Below are 23699 nucleotides of genomic sequence, written 5' to 3'. Positions count from 1 at the left end.
AAGCATAACTGTAAAATATAATCTCTTCAAATAGTAATCGAGGATTATAATTATAGTCGTAAGCACTCAAAAAGATGGCTTCGGTATAATTCCGGAGCCATCTTTTAAGTGCTTAATTTTTAACAATCATTTTATGTTTGAAGATTTACTTTCGTATCTTTTGATTACTACTTTTTGGGGCATGAAACTTGCGATAATCAAAGCTATAAAAGATAAGACTAACATAAACACGTATGCATCACTTGAGCTGAAGATAGAAGATAATTTTGTTACTTGCGTAGCTGTTATATTTCCATTCCTACTAGATAACTGTGATATGTGTGAAGTAGATTGAATTGTATACACCGTGATGATAACTGCTGTCCCAATCGCACCTGCTAATTGGCGAATTGTATTATTTACTGCTGAACCATGTGAACCCAGTTCTATTGGCAAAGCGTTTAAGCCGGCTGTATTTAAAGGCATTGAAATGAAACTTAACCCAATTCGTAAAATAATGGTACGAACCATTAAATACATATAAGTTGTGGAGTCGGTCAAATCAATTACACCCCACATCGAAATAATGACACAGATTAAACCGGTAATAAAGAGTGGTTTCGCTCCATATTTATCAAACATTTTGCCTGTGATAGGTGATAAGAAGGCGTTAATGACAGCTCCAGGTAATAGAAGTAAACTTGATTCAAATGCAGTAAAGCCTCGTCCGTTTTGTAAGTAAATTGGTAATAGAATTAAATCTGCATACATAATCATCGTAATGAGTACGTTAATGACTGAAGTAAGAGTGAAAACTTTATATTTAAATACTGATAAATTCAATAATGGATCATTAGACTTTATTTGACGTAAACAGAATAAAGCTGTAACGATGATACCGATAGTAATTGTTATAATAACAACGGGATGATTCCATCCTTTACTTCCTGCACTACTGAATCCGTATATAACACAACCAAAGCCAATTGTTGATAAAATGACACTTACGATATCTAATTTTGCTTTTGTTGTATTTGCAACATTCATTAAATATTTAATCGCGAGAATAATTACGATGAATATAAATGGAGCTAATCCAATAAATAGCCATCTCCATGATACATATTCAATAATAAAGCCAGATAAAGTTGGAGCGATAGCTGGCGCAAAAATTATAGCGAATCCGATGGTCCCCATAATACTTCCGCGTTTTTCACTAGGGTACAAATATAAAATAATAGTCATCATGAGTGGCATAATAATTCCTGCTCCAACTGCTTGAATCATTCTTCCTGTTAACAAAATGCTAAAATTCATGGCGCATGCACAGAGAACGGTCCCAATAAACAAAGAGAGCATTGAGCTAATAAATAGCTGCCTTGTTGTAAATCGTTTCATTAAAAATGCAGTAATTGGAACTAGAACACCATTTATGAGCATAAAGCCTGTTGATAGCCATTGCACTGTTGCAGCTGTTACATCAAATACCTTCATTAAATTACTCATTGCCACATTTAATAGCGTCTGATTTAAGGTTGATAAAAAACAGCCGGTAATGAGGACAACTAATATAATTTTTTTATTTCTTTCTGATATTTCCTTTTGCATTGGTAATCTCCTTCATTGTTACCTTGATTTATCGACATTGTGTCGATAAAATTAATGGTAACAAAATACGTTTTCTCTGACCATGAACAGTTTTGTTGAAAATGTTCACTACTCGACAGAGAAGATATGTACTGTCGAGAAAGTAAAGAGAAAATCTATAAAGGAGTTTCAAAATGTCTACACTTAAAAAAGAGGACCCTCGTACAGTTCGTTCAAGAGAAATGTTTAAAAATGCTGTTTTTTCTCTTTTATGTGAGAATCCTACTATTTCAAGCTTAACGGTTCAGAAAATCGCAACAAAAGCAGGATTAAATCGAACAACATTTTACTTACATTATCAAGATATTCAAGATTTACTAGACCAAATCAATAGCGAGATTTTAAATGAGCTTTCTAATAAAATTGTTGATTTAATACATGCAAAAGATTTATCAGAAAAACAAAAGCTAACACAATTGCTAGATTATTTATATATCCACCGGAATTTTTTATTTATATTATTTAAAATGAATCAATTTGAAGAGCAATTATTTTTATTTTTAAAGCAATTAATAGAAACGAGAAGAGAGAATACGAAAAATAAATTACCTGATGATTATGTTGCAGTTGATATTAAAACAGCCTCTTTGGTAGGTATTATCATGTGGTGGATAAGGAATGGACTTCACTTTAGTTCAGATTATATAGCAAATCAAATATATTTAATGTATAAAGGATGATATGTTAGAATCAGCCATGTGTATTAATAAACGAAAATCATTATATTTAAGAATCGAAATTAACAGGAGATAGAAAAATAATTGTCTTGCAAGTAAAGGCTTATATATTTCAAATTTATAAAGTAAAAGTTTTATAGCAAGAAGGGGAGCAATTTATGGATTTTCAAAATGAAAAAGTAGCATTACATTTAGAGGTGGTGAGATACCAATTTAAAGATGTAAAAGAGGAGTGTGATAGAAATTGGCTTATAGTAAAAGCGAAACTGTCAGAAGGAAATAAAGTTTTTGAAACGATGGATCCTTTTCTACAAACTTTCGACTTACAGCATATGAAAAAATGGTTTCAATCATTACCGAATCCTACATATACCGAACTAGATTTCATAGAGCCTAATATAGCGTTTGAATTAATGGGGAAAAATGAAGGTGAGTTTCAAATTGTAGTCCGATTATCTCAGGAACTTACCCCTACATGGTGTAAGGAAGAGGAGTACGAATTTTCTATAAGTATTACGCATGAGGACAGAGAAAAGATTATTCGTTTTATTGAAGAGCAACAAAGAAACTTTCCAAAACGTTAAAAAAAGACTTGATATCCTACTAGAGGGAATCAAGTCTTTTCATTACATACGATTATCATGCCAGAAGTTTAATGGGAAGTGTTTGTTCTCATTATAGGCTTCTAATTCATATCCTTTTTCTTTCAGTCCTTTTATAATTCCAGGTACTGCTTTAACTGATTGTGGGTGAATATCGTGCATAAGGATAACTTCTGTTGGATTTGTAGCACCATGTAGAACGTTTTCTACAATTTTAGCTGATGCAGCATCAACTTGCATTTTGTTGTATCTCCAGTCTAAAGAATCAATTGTCCAATCCCAAACTTTCAACCCGTTTTCCACCACTTTGTTGCGAAGTGCTTCGTTTAATCCTGGCATTGAGCCGTATGATGGACGAGTTAATACGGGTGATTTGCCTAGAACGCCAGCGATTAAGCCTTGATCTTCTTTCATTTCATCTACGTAATGTCCTTCTGTGTATAGTTTCTTATAGTTATGAGTCATACTGTGCATCCCAACATAGTGGCCTTCAGCATCTTCACGTTTCACAAGATCAGGGAAAGCTTTCACGTTTGAACCAATTAGGAAGAATGTTGCTTTTGCATTTTCTTTCTTTAACATATCTAAAAGCTCAGCTGTGTATTTTCCAGGACCGTCATCAAATGTTAAGTAAGCGACTTTTCTAACTTGCCCATTATAGTGTTTTGGAGCTTCTTTCGGTGCAAGAGATGTTTGAATTTCACTTACAAATTGAACAGACTTTGCTTCATCTTCTGTACTTGCTAGAGCAGTATGTACCGATCCTAAAGCGGCCTCATATGTAAATAATACCCCAGCGCAAATCAACATAGCCCTTTTTACTAAAGTTGTCATTCGAATTCCATTGTGCATAATTTTCCTTCTCTCTATAAAAGTTCTACTCTACTATATTAGCAATTATAGGTAGGGAAATGCAAAAAAACTTTTTTACAACTGTAAAAAAGTTTGGTCAAAAATATGCAAGATTTTGTATCAACTGCATTCTTGAAAAATTGGAAGGTTTTAAACTTTATTATGAAAATCTTCAAGCATCAAATTTAATTCTTCTAATAATGATGCGGATGCTTTTTTTTGTGAACCTGTATCAAAAGGAGGCTGTGGGTCGTATTCTAACATGAGCTGAACTGCTTTACTCTTTTCATCTCCGAATTCCCAAGCCATCAACTGGAGAGCCATATCAATACCTGCAGATACACCAGCTGCTGTTATGATTTTTTCATGGCGAACGACTCTCTCTTCAGTTGGAATAGCCCCGAGAGAACGAAGCAAGTCAAAAGAGCTCCAATGACTAGTGGCTTTAACACCATTTAGTAGGCCAGTAGCACCTAAGATTAAAGAACCTGTACATACAGTTGTAGTCCATTTAGTAGTTTCATGTATTTGGAGAATCCAATTGAGAGTTTCTTCGTCCTCCATAAGTTGTTTAAAGTTAGGCGGGCGACATCCAGGAATAATAAGGATATCAGCTGAATTAACTTCAGTAAAATTATAATCGGCATGTAAATAGCCCATTTTTGAATCTAATTTAATTAAGCCCGTAGTTTTAGCAACAAACTTTATGTTGTTATTGCTTTCTGCTGCAAATACTTCGTACGGACCAATAGCATCTAATGCAGTAATCCCTTCATAGAGCATAATAACGATTTCCATTATAATCTCCCCTTAAGTTATTACAAATGTAATCTAGTAACGATTAAAAAAGAATTTATTCAATATTCTTTTTTATCGTTACTTTAAATATACTATACCCCAGATGTGTATTAGTTTATACTACTGTGTCAAACTTGTGACAAAAACTATGAATAGGTTCATTTATTTCGTATAGAGTTACTCTTTCATGTAATGATTGAAAAATTTAACTTCCCAGAAAGAAGAAATATAAAATATAGTACTTAGACTAAATTCTTAAATAGAAGGGGAATAATCGTACTTTCGTATGACTTCATTTTAGTCACAATTATTGATTTAATTATTTTCGTTTTTTATTAAAATATTGGTAAAGAATCAATTACATTTAAAAAGGGAGTGGGAATATGGTTCATTATATTTGCACGACATGTGGAGTTCAGTATCCCGAAAATAAAGAGGCACCTTCGCGTTGTAAAATTTGTAATGAGGAAAGGCAATATATGAATCCAATGGGGCAGTCATGGACAACATTAGAAACAATGCAACATAGCAATTTATACAAAAATGAAATAATAAAAGAAGAAACTGGTTTGTATAGCATTACTACTAAACCTAAGTTTGCAATTGGACAAACAGCATTTTTAATACAAAGTAAAACTCTAAATGTTTTGTGGGATTGTATTAGTTATTTAGATGATAAAACGATACAACGTATATATGATTTAGGTGGTATTCAAGCAATAGCACTTTCTCATCCACATTATTACTCTACACAAGTAAAATGGGCGGAAACATTTCATATACCTATCTATATTCATGAAGATGATAAAGAATGGGTGGTCCGCCCGAGTAAGCAAATTAAATTTTGGTCTGGGGAACATTTGATATTATCGGAAGAACTTACATTGCATCGGTTAGGTGGCCATTTTAAAGGTGGAACTGTTATGCACTGGAAAGACGGTAATGAGGGGAAAGGTATTTTGTTATCAGGTGATATTATACAAGTAGTTTCGGATCGAAAATGGGTAAGTTTTATGTATAGTTATCCCAATCTTATCCCATTACCAGCGAATAAAGTTAGAAAAATGGCAGAGAAAGTAAAAGGAATCCAATTTAGTCGACTGTATAATGCGTTTCATGGTGTTGTGATGGAAGATGCGAATAGGGCTGTACAAAGATCTGCTGATCGATATATAAAGGCCCTACAAGGAGAATTATTTCATACGTAATAATATATATGGAAGAAATCGTTATTTTATCTCCATATTTGTATAACTAAGTTTATATGAATTTTATACTAAAGTCCTACTATGTATGAACGAATAGGTCTTTCAACTTAAGCAGTTCTCACACTAATGAGGGATATTAAACTAAATATATGTAACTTATAATGGCTACTATAAAGCTTTGGAAAATGAAAAGGAGGAGATTTGCATGAAGAATTGGGTTCAATTTAGAATTGCAAGACCAACAGATAAATTTGAAGAAGTTATAAGTTTTTACGAAACAGGATTAGGGTTAAAACGTATAGGGGAATTTCACAATCATGAAGGATATGACGGGGTTATGTTTGGATTACCGGGTGAAGAGTACCATTTGGAGTTTACTACGCATGTAAATGGAAGCCCATGCCCAGCACCGACAAAAGATAATTTACTAGTTTTTTATATGCCGAATAAAGATGAAATTGAAATAATCGCGAATCGGTTAAGTGAAATGGGCTACCATGAGGTGGAACCGGAAAATCCGTATTGGATAGAGAAAGGTACTACAATAGAGGATCCAGATGGCTGGAGAATTGTGCTTATGAATGCATTTGAATAAAGAAGTTCTTTTCGTATGTAATAGAGTGCAACAAAATGATTTAGACAAAAATCCCTACAACGTTTGTAGGGATTTTTTATAGGAAAATATAGTTAATAGCGTAATTGAAATATAGAAAGTATTTTGACTAAGAACAAATGTTATAAATATGATGTATGACGGAGGTATAAAAGTATGATAGTAAACCATTTTGAAGAGTTTTCTAAAAATGTTGGAAATACCCCTCTCATTAAATTAGAATGCGAAGAAACGAAGAATCTTTCAATCTATGCTAAATGTGAATGGCACAACCCTACAGGATCGATTAAGGATAGAGCAGCACTTGGAATGATCAATAAATATTTACAAGAAGCGAACAAAAAACAACATATTTTAGAGTATAGTGGTGGAAGCTTAGCGAGGTCAATTGGCTATCTTTGTTATTATTTAAGAATTGAATGCACGTTAGTGTTAAGTTCTGCAACTGGTCAATCTCTATTAAATGAACTCGAAGATTATGGTGCTAACGTAATCTTAGTTGATAAATGTAAGGGGTTTTACGCTGTAATTGAGAAGACAATAGAGATTAGCAAACAAAAACAAGAGTTATACTTTTTGTTCCAACATTATAATAATGCAAATTTATTAAGTCATATAGAAGGAACAGGCCGAGAAATTATTGCACAAATGAACGGAAAATCAATACACGCATGGGTAGCATCCGCTGGTACTGGTGGAACTCTAATCGGGGTCTATAAAGCAGTAAAGAAGTATACAAAAAATGTTGAGCTACATTTAGTAATGCCTGCCGAATTACCATATGGATCTGAACAACCGCCAAATGCTTTAAAGAAATATGCAGGATCAGGTGGATTCGGCCTAGGACGGAAACAACATTTCATAGAAAAGGAAGACAATTTGATAGAAAAGCAATGGACTTATTCATATGAAGAAACCTTGTATGAAATGGCCCGTTTTTATAAGGATACTGGTATGAAAATAGGAACGTCTGCGGCAGCAAATTTATTAGCTGCAAAACAACTAGGAAAAGAAAAAGGCGCGAATTTTAATGTAGTTACCGTTTTTCCAGATGCAGGCTCTATAGAAGAGTGGTCAGATGTAAAGAGTTTAGCCAAAATATAGCGGGGAAAAATTATTGAGAGAACGAACAAAGGTGGTTCCTTCGTTTATTTCTTATTTTATGGAAATTTGATACCATGAAAAACCTGTCTGTTTACAATGTGCAGGTTTTTCATGGTGTGATTGCGTAGTATACAAAAAATTTCACATACCGTATTAAAAAAATAAATATAGGAAAATCAAAAAATAATGTAGAATATATCGTACATACCTATATGAAGTCAACAGAAAACATAAAAAGAGGTGGACATATGCTACTAGAAGAAGTCATGCAGCAACTAGAGGAATATGGAACGGAGCAAAATCGAAAAACGTATAAAAATCATGGGGCGAAAGAGCCGCTATTCGGAGTCAGTTTTGCGAATTTAAAATTATTAAAAAAGAAGATAAAAATAGATCATAATTTAGCAATTTCATTATGGGAAACAAAAAATATGGATGCAATGACTTTAGCAACGTATATTTTAGAACCGAAGAATGTAACATCAGATCAGCTGAATAGTTGGATTAGGGATGTTGATTATTATTGTTTAATGGACGTTCTTATGACAGCTATATGTACGTCGCCAATCGCGATAGAAAGAATGGAAGAATGGACGAAATCTGATGATGAATGGATTGGGAGAGCAGGTTGGTCATTATTAGCGAATATCGCAATAAAAAATAAAAAGTTAGACGATAACTTCTTCATGCCGTATTTAGAAGAGATTAAAGTTCATATACATAATGAAAAAAATAGAAAAAGAGAAGCAATGAATAGCGCTTTAATTGCGATAGGGATTCGAAATGAAGCTCTAGAGCAACAAGCAATTGAAATTGCTCGTGAAATTGGAAAAGTAAAAATTGATCACGGTGCAACGTCATGTAAAACACCAGATGCAGAACCGTATATAAAAAAGGCTCGAGAAAGAGCAGAAAAAAGAAAGTAAAATAAGCGAAGGAGAAAAGAAAATGAAACCAATTGAAGCGGCACAAAGCATAATTACATCACAATTTCCGAATTGTGATGTAGCTTTACTGGGAGGAAGCGTTGTACGAGGAGAAGCGACAAAAACATCTGACCTTGATATTGTTATAGTCGATCAAAGTTTGTCATCTTGTTATAGAGAATCCTTCTATAGTAATGGATGGCCCGTTGAAGTATTTGTACATAATTTTGTAACGTATAAAACCTTTTTTAAAATGGATTGTGATCGCGGGCGACCTTCTCTACCTCAATTAGTTTCAGAAGGAATTGTATTAAAAGGGGAAAGTGAAATTGTTGAGAAATTAAAAAAAGAAGCGAACGATTTACTAATTAAAGGACCAGATAAATGGACCGAAGAAACGATGAAACAGAAGCGCTATTTTATTTCGGATACTTTGGATGACTTCATTGGTGCATCAAAAAGAGAAGAAGAACTATTCATTGCTAATTTATTAGCGGAATTAATACATGAATATGTATTAAGAGTAAATGGCCAATGGCTTGGAAATTCAAAATGGTTTATTAGAGTTTTAAGAAGATATGATGACCATTATGCAGAACAATTTGTAGCGGCTTTTGATCATTTTTATAAAAACGGTGATAAAAATGTATTAATTAATTTTACAGAAAAGATGTTAGAACTATACGGAGGAAGAGTGTTCGAAGGATTTTCTATTGGCAAATAAAAAGGGGATAGTAAAATGAAAATACCATTCGTTCAATTAAGGGAATTGACACTAGAGGATGTAGAAGATCGATATCAATGGTCAGTAGATACAGAAGTGACAAAACACTTAGTCGTACCAGATCAATATCCTCCGTTCACTCGTGAAGATACGAGAAAATGGATTGAAGCATGCATAAGTCGAAAGAATGGTTATGAACAAAGGGCTATCGTTACAGAAAACGATATACACATTGGCTGGGTAGACCTTAAAAATTTTGACAAAACAAATAAAAATGCGGAACTAGGAATTACGATTGGGGATAAAGAGTATTGGGGAAAAGGGTATGGAATAGCATCTCTATATAGTATATTACAACTCGGATTCTTTGATTTCGAATTGGAGAAAGTTTGGCTACGTGTAGATGAGGATAATTTACAAGCTAGAAAGAGTTATGAAAAGGCTGGCTTTGTTTGTGAAGGACTAATGAGAAATGATCGCTTACGTCAAAAGAAGTTCATTCATCGCTATCGTTATAGTATGTTAAAAGAAGAATATCAATCTATAATTAGTGGTTTATAAAAATATTATGTAAATTAAAAAGGGGTAGAGATACATGATTCGATTACTTACGAAAGAAGATGCAAGAAAATATTGGGATTTACGTTTACAAGCATTACAAGTAAATCCAGAGGCGTTTATAACAACTTATGAAGAGGCGATTCGTCAGGAAAAATCCTATTGAGCGAGTTGAAGGGAATTTAACATCTACTATTAGTTGTACACTTGGCGCGTTTAATGAAGAAAAATTAATTGGTGTAGTCACTTTACTAACGGAAGAGAAAGTAGCATATAAGCATAAAGGCCATATCGTTGCGATGTATGTAGACGCACAAAACAGACGAAACGGGTTGGCACGTGAGCTAATTGCAAATGCAATTCAAAGAGCGCGGGATATACAACTAGAGCAATTGACATTAGGTGTTGTATCTACAAACGAACCAGCAAAAAATTTGTACGAATCAATGGGCTTTAAAACATATGGAATTGAAAAAAGGGCTATAAAGATTAATGGTGCGTACAGTGATGATGAACATATGGTGCTGTTCCTTTAAAGGACGGAGTTTATCATGAAAGATCTTTATTTAGAAAAAAACATGAATCCGCAAGTAGCAATTTTGTATGCAACGGTTCGAGATACATATATACGATTGCGAAATTTAGTAGAAAGTACTGAAGAGAAGGAATTATCTTTTAAAGGGTCTGAAAATAATGAAAATAGCATCGGACAGCTACTTCAGCATTTAGCAGTTGTCGATTTACATTGGGTGTATCGCTTAAAGGGAGAAGAAGTTCCACTGGCACTAAAAAATAAATATGGGCCTATGTTGAATGAAGTGGGAGAACTGCCAGTTTTAAGAAAACACACGTTACAAGAGTTAATGCAAGATTATGAAGCAGTGCAACAATTATTTTATCCCGCATTAACGGGCAGCCCGATTGGTTAAACTAATAATCAGTGGGGGATGAACAAAACCCCCACTGATTAAAGTTTCACTTTATGAAGAATGTATGAAACTAACAGAAAATGATTTAACACGGGAAGTTTTTTATGAAAAGGGCGAAAATGCGACAATAAGATGGGGTATATGGCATATAGCTGATCATAATCGGTATCATCAAGCGCATATTGGTCAGTTAAGAAAATTATATAGAGCTAGATTACATGTAAGTTAAAGTGCGTGAATTTTAATTATATTCATTTTGTTGTATAGTAATAAGAAGAAACTAAACAAGGGGTTTTATAATGAAAGCAATTGCAATAGGGATATTGGCATCATTTTTCTTTGCCTTTACCTTTGTTTTAAACCGGGCGATGGACTTAGAAGGTGGAAGTTGGATTTGGAGTGCATCATTACGGTATTACTTTATGGTACCAATGCTACTACTTATTGTCATGTATAGAGGCAACTTAAAGCAACTCTTTCAATATATGAAAAACAATCCGAAAGAATGGTTGGTATGGAGTATTGTAGGTTTTGGTCTTTTTTATGCACCACTTAGTTTTGCTGGCGCATTTGGACCAGGGTGGCTTGTTGCATCAACATGGCAAATTACGATAGTCGCAGGGATTTTGTTAACACCATTTTTTGCGGTAGACCCATTACATAAAAAACTTCCGATGAAAGAATTAGTAATGTCGGGTATTATTTTATTCGGTGTTGTACTCATGCAAGTAGAACATGCTTCTTCTTTAGGAATTCGTGAAACCATTTTATGTGTAGTTCCTGTTCTCATTGCGGCGTTTGCGTACCCTCTTGGAAATCGAAAAATGATGCAAGTATGTAAAGGAGAATTAGATGTATTCCAGCGAGTTCTCGGGATGACATTAGCAAGTTTACCATTTTGGTTTTTACTATCTGGTTACGAAGTATCAACAGGTGGATTACCGTCAAGTAGTCAAGTTTTTCAATGTTTTATTGTAGCAGTTAGTTCAGGTTTAATCGCGACAGTATTATTTTTCTTTGCGACAGATCTTGTGAAAGATGATTCGCAAAAACTAGCAACGGTTGAAGCGACACAATCCGGTGAAGTTTTATTTGCTTTAGTAGGAGAGCTTATTTGGCTTTCTGCTCCAATTCCATCATCTTTATCTTGGGTTGGAATGAGTCTCGTTATTGTCGGAATGATACTGCATAGTTATGTGGCGGTCGTTGTGAAAAAAGAAGAAAAGATAACAGCGTAATGAGATTAGCTCTTTTTTATAAAGAGCTAATCTTTTTTCATAGAAAGGGATGAAGATATGAATTTGCAACGTGTTGAACAAATTGGAAGGGATTCAATTTTAAATGTGCTACAGTATGCAGTCGGTCCAAGTGAAACAAGCTTAAAGAAAGCGGTAGTATTTTATCAAAGCAATAAAGGTAGATTATATAAATATGAAAAAAAGGCTTGTATAGGTATTGAAATAATCGGAGCAAATGAAGCGAGAATATGCCACATAGCAGTCGTTCCAGAATATCGTCATACAGGAATTGCGTTTCAAATGATAAGGGAAGTAGTAAGAATGCATCAATTGACTTATGTCGAAGCTGAGACAGACAATGAGGCAGTAGAATTTTATAAGAAAATTGGTTTTAAGGTTAAAAGTTTAGGAGAAAAATATCCAGGGATAGAAAGATTTCATTTGTATTTTAAAAATAAAACATATTGAAATAATCTGAGAATATAATATCCGGAATAGGAATTGAAGAGATAGTTCGTTTTTTATTTATCTGTTCTATTTTTAATAGAAGATCTTTCTTAGTTTTTGACGAAAACTTAAGAAAGATTGGAATGTTCATTTGATGTTAAGGAAGGAAGTAAAATATGGATAGATCAATAAATGATAGAACAATTGAAAAAAAGCGTGCAGTCTCATTGGATTTAGCAAGAGGCACTATGCTACTGTTAATCGTACTTGCTCATGCACCGCTTTACTTGTATGCAGCAGATCCTGGAATTATGCATAGAGTGGAAAGCAGTAGTTTCTTTGATCAAATTGTAAATCTTTTTGGTATATTCATAATTGATAACCGTGCAAGAGCAATGTTTGCCGTATTATTAGGCTACGGTTTAGTTCTAGCATTTGAAGGGCAAATATCAAAAGGGAAAAATGAAATTCAGGCTGTAAAAATAGTAAGAAAACGCTCCTTGTATTTAATACTGTTTGGGATTGTGTTAGCGGTCTTAATTGGAGGGCAAGATATTCTTATGGCCTATGGTTTAGCGGGTATTTTTGTTAGTCCACTATTAAAGTGTAAAATGAAAACATTAATTCGAACGTTTATAATTATCGCTATATTGTATACCATTTTTATTCCAATAATATGGGGACTTAATATGCAATCAATAGGTGATTATGGTTTTTCACCAGATGTTTCGGCAAAAGACACGTATCTTAGTACTACAATGATACGATTACTTTTCTTTCCTATTATACCTGTACTCATCCATTTTATGTTCCCAATTCTTCCTTCTGTAATTCTTGGTTTGTGGATTGCTAAATATAAGTTATTAATAAAACCAGAGCAACAGTTAAAAAAATTATATTTTATAACAACTATAGGATTAGCAATTTCTTTAATAGGTGCTTTGCCTTTATCTTTTATAGGGACTATATGGTATCCAACTGTATTTACAGCTGGAATGATAAATGGAATCCATATTTTAACTGGAATTGCTGGAGGATTAGCATATGCAACAGGTTTCGGGATAATAGGGAGTAGATTGAAAAATCCAGGGTACTTTAGCCTTGCATTAATCGCTCTAGGAAAACGTTCATTAACATTTTTTGTTTTAAATGAAGCACTGCTTGTTATATTTTTATCACCAGTAGCATTTGATTTAGGAGGGCATGTAAGTAACGCTTTTGCTGCATTGATAGCAATATGTATTTGGATATCGTCTGTCATAGTAGCTTTAATAATGGAAAAAAATAATCTTAATGGACCATTAGAAATTTTATTGAGACGTTTAGTATATAAAAAATAAATAAAGTGAAAGACGACATAATACAAAATCGTCTTTCACTTTATTTAGGTGTACAGATAGACAATTCGGCTATTATAATATTTCATTTTCATTTAGGGAATAAATAGCATGAAAATATGTAAATATGCATATTGAGTATAGTTTGTAAAAAGTGATATTTGCATTATATAATATAGTTAAATGGAAAAATATAGATAAAAGAAATTAGGTGTATAGCACATGAGAATGGAAAAAAATAAATTTTTGAAAGTCGCTGCTTCAATTGGCGTGTCATCTTTTTTATTAACAGGTTGTGGTGACTATGAAGAAGAAAATGTACAACAAGAAAATACCGCTGTTAAAACGGATGGTGGGAAGCAAGGGAGCGAACAAGAACCATTAAATTGTGATGATAAAGCCCCAACTACTGAAAATGTAGAAAAAGATGAGTCATGCAAGGAAAATAATCCATCATTTTCATCGTATCAAGAAAACTCTCACTTACCGATATTACCGTTCGTAGCAGGATATTTATTAGCAAGTAAAACCTCAAATATGAACTATACAGCCAAACCAAATGTAATGAAGAAACCATATACAAACAATGTTCTTTCTTATCGTGAAAAAGATGAACGGAGAACTGGTGGCAGCGGTGGCGGAGGTTATTACGGCGGAACTACTAGCAACAACGATTCTTCAAAGAAAGTGGATTTAAATAAACAACAGCCCAATCCATCAAATAAAGTGACGCCAGATACAAATACATCTAAATCATCTACGACACAAACGCCGAAAGTAAATTCTGGTTCAAGTGGAATTGGGAACGCAAAAGCGCCGGCCGGATCATAAAGAGAAAGGATAATAGAGACATGTATACAGAACAAGAACAGAAAGAGTATATGAAAATATGGTTTTCACTTGCGGAAGAGGCTGGTAGGAATGGTTTTACGTGGCCGAGTCTATTAGAGAATGAAGAGTGGAATCAGTATATGGCAACAGGGATGTTTCGTATGTCGGTAAACACATATACCGCTATTTCGAAAGCGACAGAAGAAATAATGTATGTGTTATATAGAACGTATCAATATATTGTACATACGACAGAAGATTTTCAAAAGCTCGGATTCCCGCCTGAAACGTGGGAGATTGCGAGAATGAAACATACTGGTTTGTTTTCTTATTTTACAAGGCTCGACTTTATTGTAAATGGTGATGTTATTAAATTAATAGAAGTGAATTGTGATACACCAACAGGATATTTAGAACCTTCTGTTGCAAATGAAGTGTTGTGCCGTTATCACGATGTGAATCACCCGAATCATATTGAGGAGCATATTGTACAGGCATGGGAACAAATTAAACATGACTATAATATTGATCCTGAAGAAACGATATATTTTAGTAGCTATGATTGGCACGATGAAGACCATCAAACAGTCCAGTTTTTAAGAAGTTATTGCCTAAATCAGCCCACGGAATATATAGGAATTCAAGATATTGTAGTTACAGATGATGGAATATATACGCCAAATGGCAAGCGAATTCATTATTTATATCGACTGTATCCAATTGAATATTTAGTTACAGATGTTGATAAAAATGGAAAAAGAATTGGTCTGCAGTTTTTAAATCATATAGCGCAAGGAAGAGTGAAAATTATTAATCCACCAGCCGCATTCGTAATGCAAAATAAAAATGTGCTTGCATTAATTTGGAAGCTTTATGAAAAAGCGGTTTTCTTTGAAGAAGAAGAGCGTGTTATTATTAATAAATACTTCTTACCAACATATTTTACAAATAAGCCATTTAAAGAAAGAAATGAATCATTTGTTTCTAAACCTTTATATGGACGTGAAGGTGGGGGCGTATCTATATACGAAAATGATGAACTATTAGCTGAAGATAAAACGGAATATTACTTTGAACAACGGAAAATATATCAGCAATACATAGAAATGCCTGACTATACCATTGATACATGGGATGGTCCGTATACTGGTAAATTATTAATTGGCTCACATTGTATTAGTGGGAGAGCGGCAGGGTTATTTTTACGAGTTGGTGAGAAAATAACGGGAAACTTATCGATGTTTACTGGGGTTACGATTGAAGGATAAAATGAAAAGAAAAGCCCATCATTTTGAACTGAACCCAAAAAATTAGACAAATATATTAAGCAGCTACTAAGGATTGAACTCTGTATTGCACAGGGGACAATCCTTTTAGTTTTGTTTTAATTCTTTTGTGATTGTAGTAATGAATATAAGTTTCTAGTTCTTGCTTAAATTGTTCCATACTTTCAAACTCTTTAAGATAAAGTAATTCAGACTTTAATAAGCCAAAGAAATTTTCCATGACTGCATTATCTAAGCAATTTCCCTTACGGGACATACTTTGGATAACGTTATGTTTTTTAAGCGACTGATGATATTGTCGCATTTGATAATGCCAACCTTGATCCGAGTGTAAAATAGGAGTTTCCTTATCATTCAAACGTTGAAACGCCTTATTCAACATTTTAGAAACAAGGGAATAGGCAGGTCTATGTTCTATATTGTAAGCTATAATTTCTCCGTTATATAAGTCTAAAATGGGTGATAGATATAGTTTTTTACCATGTAAGTGGAACTCCGTCACATCTGTTACCCATTTTTCATTTGGTTTTGATGCGTGAAAATTACGTTTTAAAATATTAGGAGCGAATTTCCCGACAGTCCCTTTATATGAACGATATTTTTTTAATCGAACAAGACATTTTAATCCCAGGATATTCATTAAACGTCGAACGGTTTTATGATTTAATGCATGGCCTCGATTACGTAATTCCAATGTAATACGACGATAACCATACCTCCCAAAATTCTCACTAAAGATCTCTTTAATTAATTCTTTAACTTTCTTATATTTATCTGGACGTTTCGCTTGTTTCATCCAGTAATAGTACGTACTACGAGCGATATTAGCGACTTTCACAAGGTCAACGACCTTGTATTTATGCCTTAATTCATAAATCAATTGCGCTTTGTCTTGGTCTGTGATGTTTTCTTCTTTTGAACTAAGGCATTCAACTTTTTTAAATAGTCATTTTCCATACGCAGACGTTCATTCTCTGCTTGTAGCGCTTCTATAGAACCTTCAAGAGATACTTCGTTTTGTTTTAAATGTTGTAGCTTAGCTTTTTCTTTGGCCATGGTTAGACGCCCCTTTTTCTTTGATTTTAGGGCATCTAATCCTTCTGTTTCATATGCTACTTTCCATTTTCGGAGTGTTTCGCAAGAAGGAATATTAAAAAAAGCAGCTGTTTCTCTCAGAGATGTCCCATTTTCATTCATATAATGAATTACATCTAGTTTATACTCGAGAGAGTAAGTTGTATAGCGTTTTTCAAACGCCTTTTCCCCTGAAAATTCAAACCGTTTAATCCATTGATAAAGTTCTCTAGGATGAACCCCTATAGAATTAGCAATGGTTTTTCCGCCTTCCGTACCTTCTAGATATCGTTTTACTGCTTGTATTTTATCTTTTGAAGAAAATTTAGCCATAAAAAATGCACCTCCAATTGTTAATTATGTGTCTAACAATTGGGGTGCACTTCATTTTTGATGGGCTTTTTCGTCTATCTATAAAGTGTAAATTGAAATGGTAACTTTTTATTGCTGTGATGTAACACTTTCATCTTTCTTCATTTCAAAGATTTTCTTTCCATCTTCATCTACAATTTTAATAGTGTTTCTAAGTTTTGGTACACCAATATATAAAACGGGATTTTCATCTTGCCCTTTATCTTTTTCAATATGTAATACGATAACAGATGTGTCTTTTTCGTCTTGTACTTCTTTTACTGTAATTTTATCGTTTTTATACTTTTTTCCAAATGCTACATACACCATTCTTTTTCCTTCACTAATACTACCATTTGAGTAATGAATCATAGTTGGATCTTTTTGTGCTTTTTCATATAAATTTAATGGCCCATATCCGCCTTCATTCTATCTGGATTTTTCTAATACCCAATACCCCTCATAGTCATTGTTAATAGAAACACATGCATGTAAAGAAATGAGCCCAAATAGTAGAAAAGGAAATAGAATTTTTTTCATTTGTTCACCTTCTTTTAGTAATTCAAATGAATATACCATAATTTAACTATTTTTTACGTAATAATACTACCATTTTTTTGTAGTATTGAATACGATCAAGTTAAAAATTAAGAAAAATATGATAATATATTTATATAAAAGTTTAAATTTTAATATACGTGGTTAGTGGGGGAACCGTTATGAAAATGAATGAAATAGTTGAGAGTACACAATTTCCGAATACAATTCAAACAATTACAAACGATTTAAAAGCACTAGGAGTCGAAAAAGGAATGACAATTATTGTTCATTCATCATTAAGTTCTATCGGCTGGATATCTGGCGGAGTGGTTGCAGTAGTAGAAGCTTTAATGAAAGTCGTTACAGAAGAAGGAACAATTATAATGCCAACACAATCTTCGGATTTATCTGATCCGAAACATTGGTCAAGGCCGCCTGTACCTGAAGATTGGTGGCAAATTATACGTGATAGCGTCCCAGCATTTGATCCACGTATAACACCAACAAGAGGAATGGGGAAAATAGTTGAATGTTTTCGTACATACCCGAATGTAGTACGAAGTAATCATCCATTAGGAAGTTTTGCTGCATGGGGGAAACATGCAGAGGAAATAACAATGAATCATTCGCTATCGATGAGTTTGGGAGAGGAATCACCATTAAAAAAAATATACGATTTTGATGGGTACATATTATTAATTGGTGTTGGCTATGACTCGAATACGTCTGTTCATTTATCTGAAGTACGTTCTGGTGCATGTGAATTAATAAAAGTAGGAGCACCAATTATAGAAAACGGTGAAAGAGTATGGAAAGAATTTGTTGAAATGGATTACGAATCAGATACGTTTGTGGAAATTGGTGTAGAGTTTGAGCGAAAAGGAACTGTAACAATGGGGAAAATAGGTAATGCAACGAGCCGTCTTATGAAGCAACGTGATATAGTTGACTTTGGAACAGAATGGTTTCTTAAGAAAAATCAGTAAGGGATGGTTACAATGAAGGGGAAAAAGGTATTAATTACAAGCGGTGGTTGTTTAGAAAAATGGGATCAAGTACGCGGACATACGAATATGGCTAAAGGTACGATTGGAAGAATAATCGCAGAAGAACTTATAGCTAAAGGGGCACACGTTATATATTTACACGGTTATTTCGCTGAGAAACCGAACGATGTAAATAGAGGATTAGAATTACATCCATTTGAGGGAATTGTTGATTTGCAAGATAAAATGAAAAGTATCATTACGCATGAAAAAGTCGATGCGGTTATTATGGCAGCGGCTGGATCAGATTGGGTTGTGGAAAAGATTTGTGATCAAGATGGCAATGTTCTTAATATGAATGGGAAAATTTCAAGTGATATAGCACCAATTATACATTTTCAAAAAGCTCCAAAAGTTTTGAAGCAAATAAAACAATGGGATCCGGAAACAGTACTCGTTGGTTTTAAGCTTGAAAGTGATTTAAGTGAAGAAGAACTGTTTGAGAGAGCGAAAAATAGAATGAAAGAAGCAAAGGCGAATGTAATGATAGCAAATTCACCACATTCTTTATATTCGCGCGGGGCTGTACACTATGTAATTGGACAAGATGGTAAAGGAAAGTTATGTAAAGGGAAAGATGAAACAGCGAAAGAAATTGTCAAAAGCTTAGAGATATTATGTAATCGTATTACTGCTTTGTAAAATTAAGTTTTTAGATAAGAATGAATCCGCATAGTATATGGGTAAGCGAAACTTTAATTAGTGGGAATTTTACTTTTACACGAATGTGAAGCATAAACCAATCAAGAGCTATACGCAGAATAATTGGTGAGGAGTGGATTCTATGGAACATTTATTAAAGCAAGCTATTAAACTTAGAAATGAAAAGAAATATGCGCAGTCTAGAGAAATACTTATAGGATTAACAAACTTTACAAAAGATGCAGAAGTACTGTACCAATGTGCATGGATACACGATGTCATGGGATTAGAAACAGAAGCAGTTCCGTATTATGAGCAGGCGATCGCAAATGGACTTGATGGTGAATCCCTTTGCGGTGCCTATATCGGTTTAGGGAGTACATATCGTTGCATTGGAGAGTATGAAAAGGCAATTGTGGTACTAGAAGCTGGAGTAAAGAAATTCCCTGAGAACGATCCGATGAGAGTATTTTTATCATTAGCAAAGTATAATGTAAACGAACATGAATCCGCAATGAAATTATTACTTGAAACAGTCGTGAAAGTAGATGAAGTAAAAGAATTTGAACGTGCTATTTCATTTTATAAAGACCACTTAAACGAGGTGTTTAAATAAAGGAGTGAACGTATGAGTGTCACACTATCGCGAAGGCGAAAAGGCATTTGGATTGGACTCGTATCTTGCATTATGTTATCCAACTATTTATTGTATGCCCTTCCCATTGTACCAGCTGCTCCAAAAGAAGTAGTGCTTGGGTCATTATTAGATTGTATGTTTGTAATTCCAGTCATTACGTATTTCTTTATTATTCGAAAAAGATACTCGTTAACGTATATCTTTCCTGTCGTAATAGCTGGATATATATTTGCGAGATTTATAATTCCAAGCGACTATTTACAAGCTTTTTCATTCGTTTCTTATATAGTAGTGACGGGGGAAATTGCATTTGTAGCTTTACAATTGTTCCTTCTATATAAAATCGTGACAATGCTTCCTAAAATAATTAATAAATATAAAGCACATAAAAAAGAGTATTCTTCATTCTCTTATTCAATTGATGCAGCATTTGATGACACTATGAAAAGAAGTAAAGTTATAAATATCATGCTTACTGAGTGTAAGCTAATCTATTATGCGTTATTATCTTGGCGTGCAAAAGTACCAGATGACGAATTTACCTATTCTTACCATAAAAACACCGGTGCTATAGGTGTTTATATCATGATAATTCACGCAACAGCAATTGAAAGTATCGGTTTTCATTATTTACTTCATCAATGGAATCCAGTAATAGCTTGGATTTTACTTATTTTAAACGTATATGCGATGATTTATTTTATAGCTGAAATACAAGCGATACGTAAAAATCCAATTATCATAACAGAAAAACAAGTAATGATTCAAATCGGATTAGGAAAGAAAATCGTTTTGCCATTTACACAAATTGATAATATTACGTTCTACAAGGGGGAATCACTAACAGCAAAAGAAGAGAAAGAGGTATTGGATGCAACTGTTATGGAGTTCATAAAAGAACCTGCTACTTTTGAAATAACGTTAAAAGAGCCAGTAAAAGCGCAGGTGTTATATGGTTTTTCTAAAACAGTAAATCGTGTGCACTTAAATGTTGATGAGGAACGGAAATTTTATAATGCGATTTCTGAAAGGTTAAAACTTATAAGTCATGAATAGTGAAAAACTCCTTCTAAAATAAGAGGGAGTTTTATTGTGTAATTGTAGACAACAATATAAACAACTATATACTTCTTAATTGCTATATAAATGGATATAATTAAGGATAGAAATAGCATAAGGGGAACAAAATAATGAATCAATTACGTACATCAAAAATTGAAATTACAGAAAGAAAAATTCGGTATGATTCGACAATAGTGGATTACGATTGCTTATTGCTGAAAAAACAATCGGAAAGTATCGTGTTATTTCACGAGGTCCAGTATTCATTTACAATGACGGCACACGATACAAAGTTAACTATTCAAAAAGGAAGTTACACAATTGCATACTACTGGGAAGATCGTCCTTACAATTTATACGTATGGAGAGATAAGGAAGGGAATTATGTAGGTGCCTATTTTAATATCGTAAAAAATACACAAATAACAGAAGAAGTAGTTTCCTTCGAAGATTTAATTATCGATATTATGGTACTTCCAAATGGAGAATATTTCATATTAGATGAGGATGAATTACCGGAGCCGATAGAAAACTTTGAAGATGGATTTGTAAAAGAAGCTCTTCATACATTGACGGATACCATTCAAGAGTTGCTTCCTAAAATTATAATAGAAACTGCTACTATCTTTAAAAATAAATAATGTTCATTAAAACCTAGTTGACTTATCGGAAATATTTGTATAATATGTAGTTAATTCTATAACAAGTGGCTGATTGGAGAAACCAAAGGCATTTTATCTATTGATAAAATGCCTTTGGTTTTTTTATTAGTTACATAACAGCATAATCAATTAATCCAAATGATTCATAGTAGGGAGGGTGAACGTGTGACAGTTTCAATTAAAGGGGTATCTAAGAAATTTGCGAAAGCGGTAGGTAGTGTTCAAGTATTAGAGAATATTAATTTTCAATTAGAGAAAGGGGATTTTGTTACAATAATTGGTCCGAGTGGGTGCGGAAAAAGTACATTATTAAAAATTGTTGCAGGTTTAGATAATGATTTTGAAGGGGAAGTTGCTATTGATGGCGAGCGCATCGTAAAACCAAGTAAGAAACAAGGTTTTATTTTTCAAGAACATAGGCTTTTTCCATGGTTAACAGTTGAAGAAAATATAGCGGCAGATTTGTCGTTAAAAGATAAGTATGTGAAAGATAAAGTGAGAGAATGGGTTGAAATCGTTCGGTTAGATGGCTTTGAAAAATCGTATCCGAAAGAAATTTCAGGTGGGATGTCACAACGTGTTGCGATAGCAAGAGCTTTGTTAAGAGATCCGAATGTATTATTACTTGATGAACCTTTTGGAGCGCTGGATGCGTTTACTCGAAGTCATTTACAAGAAGTATTGCTAAATATTTGGGAGCAGAAGAAAACAACAATGATATTCGTTACACATGATATAGATGAAGCGATATATCTTTCAAACCGAATCATCATTATGAGTGCAAAACCAGGGGAAATACATAAAGTGATTGAAAATAAGTTGCCTTATCCGCGAAATAAAACTTCACAATCGTTCCAACAACTTCGAACGAAAGTATTACAGCAGTTTGAATATGGAGGATTGATTCAAACAAGTATATAGGAAAAGGGTGATTTTATATGTATAAAAAATTTATAGTTCTTTCTTTTGCTTTAGCTATATCAGTATTTTTATTAGGATGCGAAAAAAGTACAGCAAGTAGTAAGAAAGAAGATGTAACAATACAAATTGGTATACAGCAAGGATTAAGTCCACTATTACTAGCAAAGAAAAAGGGGTGGTTTGAAGAGGAGTTTAAAAAAGAAGGAGTTAAAGTGAAATGGACAGAGTTCCAAAGTGGACCTCCTTATTTTGAAGCAATCGCATCAAACCGATTAGATTTTGGTGAAGTAGGGAATTCTCCAGTCATTTCAGCGCAAGCAGCAGGTATTGGATTTACCGAAATCGCCAATACAAGTTATGCGAGAAAAGGAACTGGAATTCTCGTTCAAAAAGATAGCAAGATTGCGAGTATAAAAGATTTAAAAGGTAAAAAAATTGCAGTAGCAAAAGGAAGTAGTGCCTTTAATTTATTATATCGAGCACTTGATAAAGAAGGTATTGATGCAAAAGATGTAAATGTCATTCAATTACAACCAGATGAAGCGCAGCCTGCATTCGAATCAGGATCAGTAGATGCATGGGCGATTTGGGATCCATTTATTTCGTTACATACGGTAAATAAGGGCGCGAAAGTGATTGCAGATGGTGAAACATTAGATGTCTCTTCACCAGAATTTTTAATTACGAGAACAAAATTTGCGAAAGAACATCCAGAATTAGTTGAGAAATTTCTCAAAGTTTATGAGAAAGCACGTGTATGGCAAGATGCTAACTTAGATGAAGCAATAAAAGTATACACTTCTGTAAAAAAGATAGATGCGGAAATCGTAAAAGAAGTTTTTAATCACGACAAACCAATTTTAGTTCCGGTAACGAAGGAAATAATAGCAGAGCAACAAAAGACAGCGAAATTTCAATATAAGCTCGGTTCTATAAAGAAAGAAATTAAGACGGAAAAAGTTGTAGATAATTCTTTCGTAGAAAAAGCGTTGAAAGCGAAGTGAAAAG

24 protein-coding genes and 3 pseudogenes are annotated in these 23699 nt (G+C 33.6%); 22 read left to right on the top strand and 5 right to left on the bottom strand.

Annotation, left to right across the window (positions count from 1 at the left end):
- Positions 1 to 126: 126 nt before the first annotated feature.
- Positions 127 to 1587 (bottom strand): DHA2 family efflux MFS transporter permease subunit, encoded by a 1461-nt coding sequence (locus tag MHH42_RS14635; RefSeq protein ID WP_340893514.1) that lies wholly within the window; start codon positions 1585 to 1587, stop codon positions 127 to 129.
- Positions 1588 to 1760: 173 nt separating this feature from the next.
- On the opposite strand from MHH42_RS14635, the gene MHH42_RS14630 reads away from it, so the two are divergent.
- Both MHH42_RS14630 and MHH42_RS14625 read left to right on the top strand, forming a co-directional pair.
- Positions 1761 to 2306, top strand: coding sequence for a TetR/AcrR family transcriptional regulator (locus MHH42_RS14630; protein ID WP_000105643.1), 546 nt, complete (start codon positions 1761 to 1763; stop codon positions 2304 to 2306).
- A gap of 155 nt (positions 2307 to 2461) precedes the next feature.
- Positions 2462 to 2887, top strand: a complete 426-nt coding sequence (locus tag MHH42_RS14625) for a WapI family immunity protein (RefSeq protein ID WP_070173361.1) — start codon at positions 2462 to 2464, stop codon at positions 2885 to 2887.
- A gap of 42 nt (positions 2888 to 2929) precedes the next feature.
- Here the strand turns inward: MHH42_RS14625 and MHH42_RS14620 are convergent, their stop codons facing one another.
- Both MHH42_RS14620 and MHH42_RS14615 read right to left on the bottom strand, forming a co-directional pair.
- Entirely contained in the window at positions 2930 to 3757 is an 828-nt protein-coding gene (locus MHH42_RS14620) for a peptidoglycan-N-acetylglucosamine deacetylase (RefSeq protein WP_340893513.1), read from the bottom strand.
- A gap of 150 nt (positions 3758 to 3907) precedes the next feature.
- Entirely contained in the window at positions 3908 to 4555 is a 648-nt protein-coding gene (locus MHH42_RS14615) for a DJ-1/PfpI family protein (RefSeq protein WP_097838267.1), read from the bottom strand.
- Between the two features lie 383 nt (positions 4556 to 4938).
- On the opposite strand from MHH42_RS14615, the gene MHH42_RS14610 reads away from it, so the two are divergent.
- From MHH42_RS14610 to MHH42_RS14550, 13 genes and pseudogenes are all read left to right on the top strand, one after another.
- Positions 4939 to 5763 (top strand): MBL fold metallo-hydrolase, encoded by an 825-nt coding sequence (locus tag MHH42_RS14610; protein WP_000233816.1) that lies wholly within the window; start codon positions 4939 to 4941, stop codon positions 5761 to 5763.
- A gap of 205 nt (positions 5764 to 5968) precedes the next feature.
- Positions 5969 to 6358 (top strand): VOC family protein, encoded by a 390-nt coding sequence (locus tag MHH42_RS14605; protein ID WP_000800673.1) that lies wholly within the window; start codon positions 5969 to 5971, stop codon positions 6356 to 6358.
- A 174-nt stretch (positions 6359 to 6532) separates the two neighbouring features.
- Positions 6533 to 7480 (top strand): PLP-dependent cysteine synthase family protein, encoded by a 948-nt coding sequence (locus MHH42_RS14600; RefSeq protein ID WP_070173358.1) that lies wholly within the window; start codon positions 6533 to 6535, stop codon positions 7478 to 7480.
- A 248-nt stretch (positions 7481 to 7728) separates the two neighbouring features.
- Positions 7729 to 8406, top strand: a complete 678-nt coding sequence (locus MHH42_RS14595; RefSeq protein ID WP_000923423.1) for a DNA alkylation repair protein — start codon at positions 7729 to 7731, stop codon at positions 8404 to 8406.
- Between the two features lie 22 nt (positions 8407 to 8428).
- Entirely contained in the window at positions 8429 to 9130 is a 702-nt protein-coding gene (locus MHH42_RS14590; protein WP_070173357.1) for a nucleotidyltransferase domain-containing protein, read from the top strand.
- 15 nt (positions 9131 to 9145) lie between these two features.
- Positions 9146 to 9691 (top strand): GNAT family N-acetyltransferase, encoded by a 546-nt coding sequence (locus MHH42_RS14585; RefSeq protein ID WP_070173356.1) that lies wholly within the window; start codon positions 9146 to 9148, stop codon positions 9689 to 9691.
- A gap of 34 nt (positions 9692 to 9725) precedes the next feature.
- A pseudogene (locus tag MHH42_RS14580) lies at positions 9726 to 10224 on the top strand (GNAT family N-acetyltransferase).
- Positions 10225 to 10239: 15 nt separating this feature from the next.
- Positions 10240 to 10846, top strand: a pseudogene (locus MHH42_RS14575) (DinB family protein).
- Between the two features lie 70 nt (positions 10847 to 10916).
- Positions 10917 to 11855 carry a DMT family transporter gene (locus MHH42_RS14570; protein ID WP_097838266.1) on the top strand — a complete coding sequence of 313 codons (939 nt, stop codon included), beginning with the start codon at positions 10917 to 10919 and terminating at the stop codon, positions 11853 to 11855.
- A 57-nt stretch (positions 11856 to 11912) separates the two neighbouring features.
- A complete protein-coding gene (locus MHH42_RS14565; RefSeq protein WP_001053326.1) occupies positions 11913 to 12323 on the top strand; it encodes a GNAT family N-acetyltransferase in 411 nt (136 codons plus the stop codon).
- Positions 12324 to 12478: 155 nt separating this feature from the next.
- Positions 12479 to 13642, top strand: a complete 1164-nt coding sequence (locus MHH42_RS14560) for a DUF418 domain-containing protein (protein ID WP_016108612.1) — start codon at positions 12479 to 12481, stop codon at positions 13640 to 13642.
- Positions 13643 to 13861: 219 nt separating this feature from the next.
- Positions 13862 to 14470 (top strand): hypothetical protein, encoded by a 609-nt coding sequence (locus MHH42_RS14555; protein ID WP_016108611.1) that lies wholly within the window; start codon positions 13862 to 13864, stop codon positions 14468 to 14470.
- Positions 14471 to 14490: 20 nt separating this feature from the next.
- Complete coding sequence (locus MHH42_RS14550; protein ID WP_000287859.1) at positions 14491 to 15738, top strand: glutathionylspermidine synthase family protein; 1248 nt, start codon at positions 14491 to 14493, stop codon at positions 15736 to 15738.
- A gap of 55 nt (positions 15739 to 15793) precedes the next feature.
- Here MHH42_RS14550 and MHH42_RS14545 read toward each other — a convergent pair.
- Together MHH42_RS14545 and MHH42_RS14540 are read right to left on the bottom strand one after the other, a co-directional pair.
- A protein-coding gene (locus MHH42_RS14545) for an IS3-like element ISBth167 family transposase (protein WP_087949097.1) occupies positions 15794 to 17163 on the bottom strand; the annotation gives its coding sequence in 2 pieces (ribosomal slippage) (positions 15794 to 16698 and positions 16698 to 17163; 1371 coding nt in all).
- A 108-nt stretch (positions 17164 to 17271) separates the two neighbouring features.
- A pseudogene (locus MHH42_RS14540) lies at positions 17272 to 17721 on the bottom strand (hypothetical protein).
- Positions 17722 to 17906: 185 nt separating this feature from the next.
- Between MHH42_RS14540 and MHH42_RS14535 the strand changes: the two are divergent.
- The 7 genes from MHH42_RS14535 (at position 17907) to MHH42_RS14505 (ending at position 23695) form a co-directional block, all read left to right on the top strand.
- Entirely contained in the window at positions 17907 to 18707 is an 801-nt protein-coding gene (locus MHH42_RS14535) for an aminoglycoside N(3)-acetyltransferase (RefSeq protein WP_131202461.1), read from the top strand.
- 12 nt (positions 18708 to 18719) lie between these two features.
- Positions 18720 to 19409, top strand: a complete 690-nt coding sequence (locus MHH42_RS14530; RefSeq protein WP_000676697.1) for a phosphopantothenoylcysteine decarboxylase domain-containing protein — start codon at positions 18720 to 18722, stop codon at positions 19407 to 19409.
- A 142-nt stretch (positions 19410 to 19551) separates the two neighbouring features.
- A complete protein-coding gene (locus MHH42_RS14525; protein ID WP_000400640.1) occupies positions 19552 to 20025 on the top strand; it encodes a tetratricopeptide repeat protein in 474 nt (157 codons plus the stop codon).
- A 12-nt stretch (positions 20026 to 20037) separates the two neighbouring features.
- Positions 20038 to 21102 carry a hypothetical protein gene (locus MHH42_RS14520; RefSeq protein WP_000117462.1) on the top strand — a complete coding sequence of 355 codons (1065 nt, stop codon included), beginning with the start codon at positions 20038 to 20040 and terminating at the stop codon, positions 21100 to 21102.
- A gap of 134 nt (positions 21103 to 21236) precedes the next feature.
- The gene (locus MHH42_RS14515; RefSeq protein WP_001072802.1) at positions 21237 to 21749 is read left to right on the top strand and encodes a DUF402 domain-containing protein; all 513 of its coding nucleotides are present in this window, start codon (positions 21237 to 21239) and stop codon (positions 21747 to 21749) included.
- A 186-nt stretch (positions 21750 to 21935) separates the two neighbouring features.
- Positions 21936 to 22691: an ABC transporter ATP-binding protein gene (locus tag MHH42_RS14510; RefSeq protein WP_002093657.1), complete on the top strand. Its 756-nt coding sequence runs from the start codon at positions 21936 to 21938 to the stop codon at positions 22689 to 22691.
- 17 nt (positions 22692 to 22708) lie between these two features.
- Entirely contained in the window at positions 22709 to 23695 is a 987-nt protein-coding gene (locus MHH42_RS14505) for an aliphatic sulfonate ABC transporter substrate-binding protein (RefSeq protein ID WP_000276900.1), read from the top strand.
- Positions 23696 to 23699 lie beyond the last annotated feature (4 nt).

Origin of the sequence: Bacillus sp. FSL L8-0099 (assembly GCF_038006385.1) — a bacterium.
GTDB classification, from domain to species: Bacteria; Bacillota; Bacilli; order Bacillales; family Bacillaceae_G; genus Bacillus_A; species Bacillus_A toyonensis.
Note: the sequence above shows the minus strand (reverse complement) of the source record. Positions and strands in the feature narration are given on the sequence as shown.

Bases quoted from the DNA above. Each gene is read 5' to 3' on its own strand.
- MHH42_RS14635 (WP_340893514.1), bottom strand. From the start codon at position 1,587: ATGCAAAAGGAAATATCAGAAAGAAATAAAAAAATTATATTAGTTGTC.
- MHH42_RS14630 (WP_000105643.1), top strand. From the start codon at position 1,761: ATGTCTACACTTAAAAAAGAGGACCCTCGTACAGTTCGTTCAAGAGAA.
- MHH42_RS14625 (WP_070173361.1), top strand. From the start codon at position 2,462: ATGGATTTTCAAAATGAAAAAGTAGCATTACATTTAGAGGTGGTGAGA.
- MHH42_RS14620 (WP_340893513.1), bottom strand. From the start codon at position 3,757: ATGCACAATGGAATTCGAATGACAACTTTAGTAAAAAGGGCTATGTTG.
- MHH42_RS14615 (WP_097838267.1), bottom strand. From the start codon at position 4,555: ATGGAAATCGTTATTATGCTCTATGAAGGGATTACTGCATTAGATGCT.
- MHH42_RS14610 (WP_000233816.1), top strand. From the start codon at position 4,939: ATGGTTCATTATATTTGCACGACATGTGGAGTTCAGTATCCCGAAAAT.
- MHH42_RS14605 (WP_000800673.1), top strand. From the start codon at position 5,969: ATGAAGAATTGGGTTCAATTTAGAATTGCAAGACCAACAGATAAATTT.
- MHH42_RS14600 (WP_070173358.1), top strand. From the start codon at position 6,533: ATGATAGTAAACCATTTTGAAGAGTTTTCTAAAAATGTTGGAAATACC.
- MHH42_RS14595 (WP_000923423.1), top strand. From the start codon at position 7,729: ATGCTACTAGAAGAAGTCATGCAGCAACTAGAGGAATATGGAACGGAG.
- MHH42_RS14590 (WP_070173357.1), top strand. From the start codon at position 8,429: ATGAAACCAATTGAAGCGGCACAAAGCATAATTACATCACAATTTCCG.
- MHH42_RS14585 (WP_070173356.1), top strand. From the start codon at position 9,146: ATGAAAATACCATTCGTTCAATTAAGGGAATTGACACTAGAGGATGTA.
- MHH42_RS14570 (WP_097838266.1), top strand. From the start codon at position 10,917: ATGAAAGCAATTGCAATAGGGATATTGGCATCATTTTTCTTTGCCTTT.
- MHH42_RS14565 (WP_001053326.1), top strand. From the start codon at position 11,913: ATGAATTTGCAACGTGTTGAACAAATTGGAAGGGATTCAATTTTAAAT.
- MHH42_RS14560 (WP_016108612.1), top strand. From the start codon at position 12,479: ATGGATAGATCAATAAATGATAGAACAATTGAAAAAAAGCGTGCAGTC.
- MHH42_RS14555 (WP_016108611.1), top strand. From the start codon at position 13,862: ATGAGAATGGAAAAAAATAAATTTTTGAAAGTCGCTGCTTCAATTGGC.
- MHH42_RS14550 (WP_000287859.1), top strand. From the start codon at position 14,491: ATGTATACAGAACAAGAACAGAAAGAGTATATGAAAATATGGTTTTCA.
- MHH42_RS14535 (WP_131202461.1), top strand. From the start codon at position 17,907: ATGAATGAAATAGTTGAGAGTACACAATTTCCGAATACAATTCAAACA.
- MHH42_RS14530 (WP_000676697.1), top strand. From the start codon at position 18,720: ATGAAGGGGAAAAAGGTATTAATTACAAGCGGTGGTTGTTTAGAAAAA.
- MHH42_RS14525 (WP_000400640.1), top strand. From the start codon at position 19,552: ATGGAACATTTATTAAAGCAAGCTATTAAACTTAGAAATGAAAAGAAA.
- MHH42_RS14520 (WP_000117462.1), top strand. From the start codon at position 20,038: ATGAGTGTCACACTATCGCGAAGGCGAAAAGGCATTTGGATTGGACTC.
- MHH42_RS14515 (WP_001072802.1), top strand. From the start codon at position 21,237: ATGAATCAATTACGTACATCAAAAATTGAAATTACAGAAAGAAAAATT.
- MHH42_RS14505 (WP_000276900.1), top strand. From the start codon at position 22,709: ATGTATAAAAAATTTATAGTTCTTTCTTTTGCTTTAGCTATATCAGTA.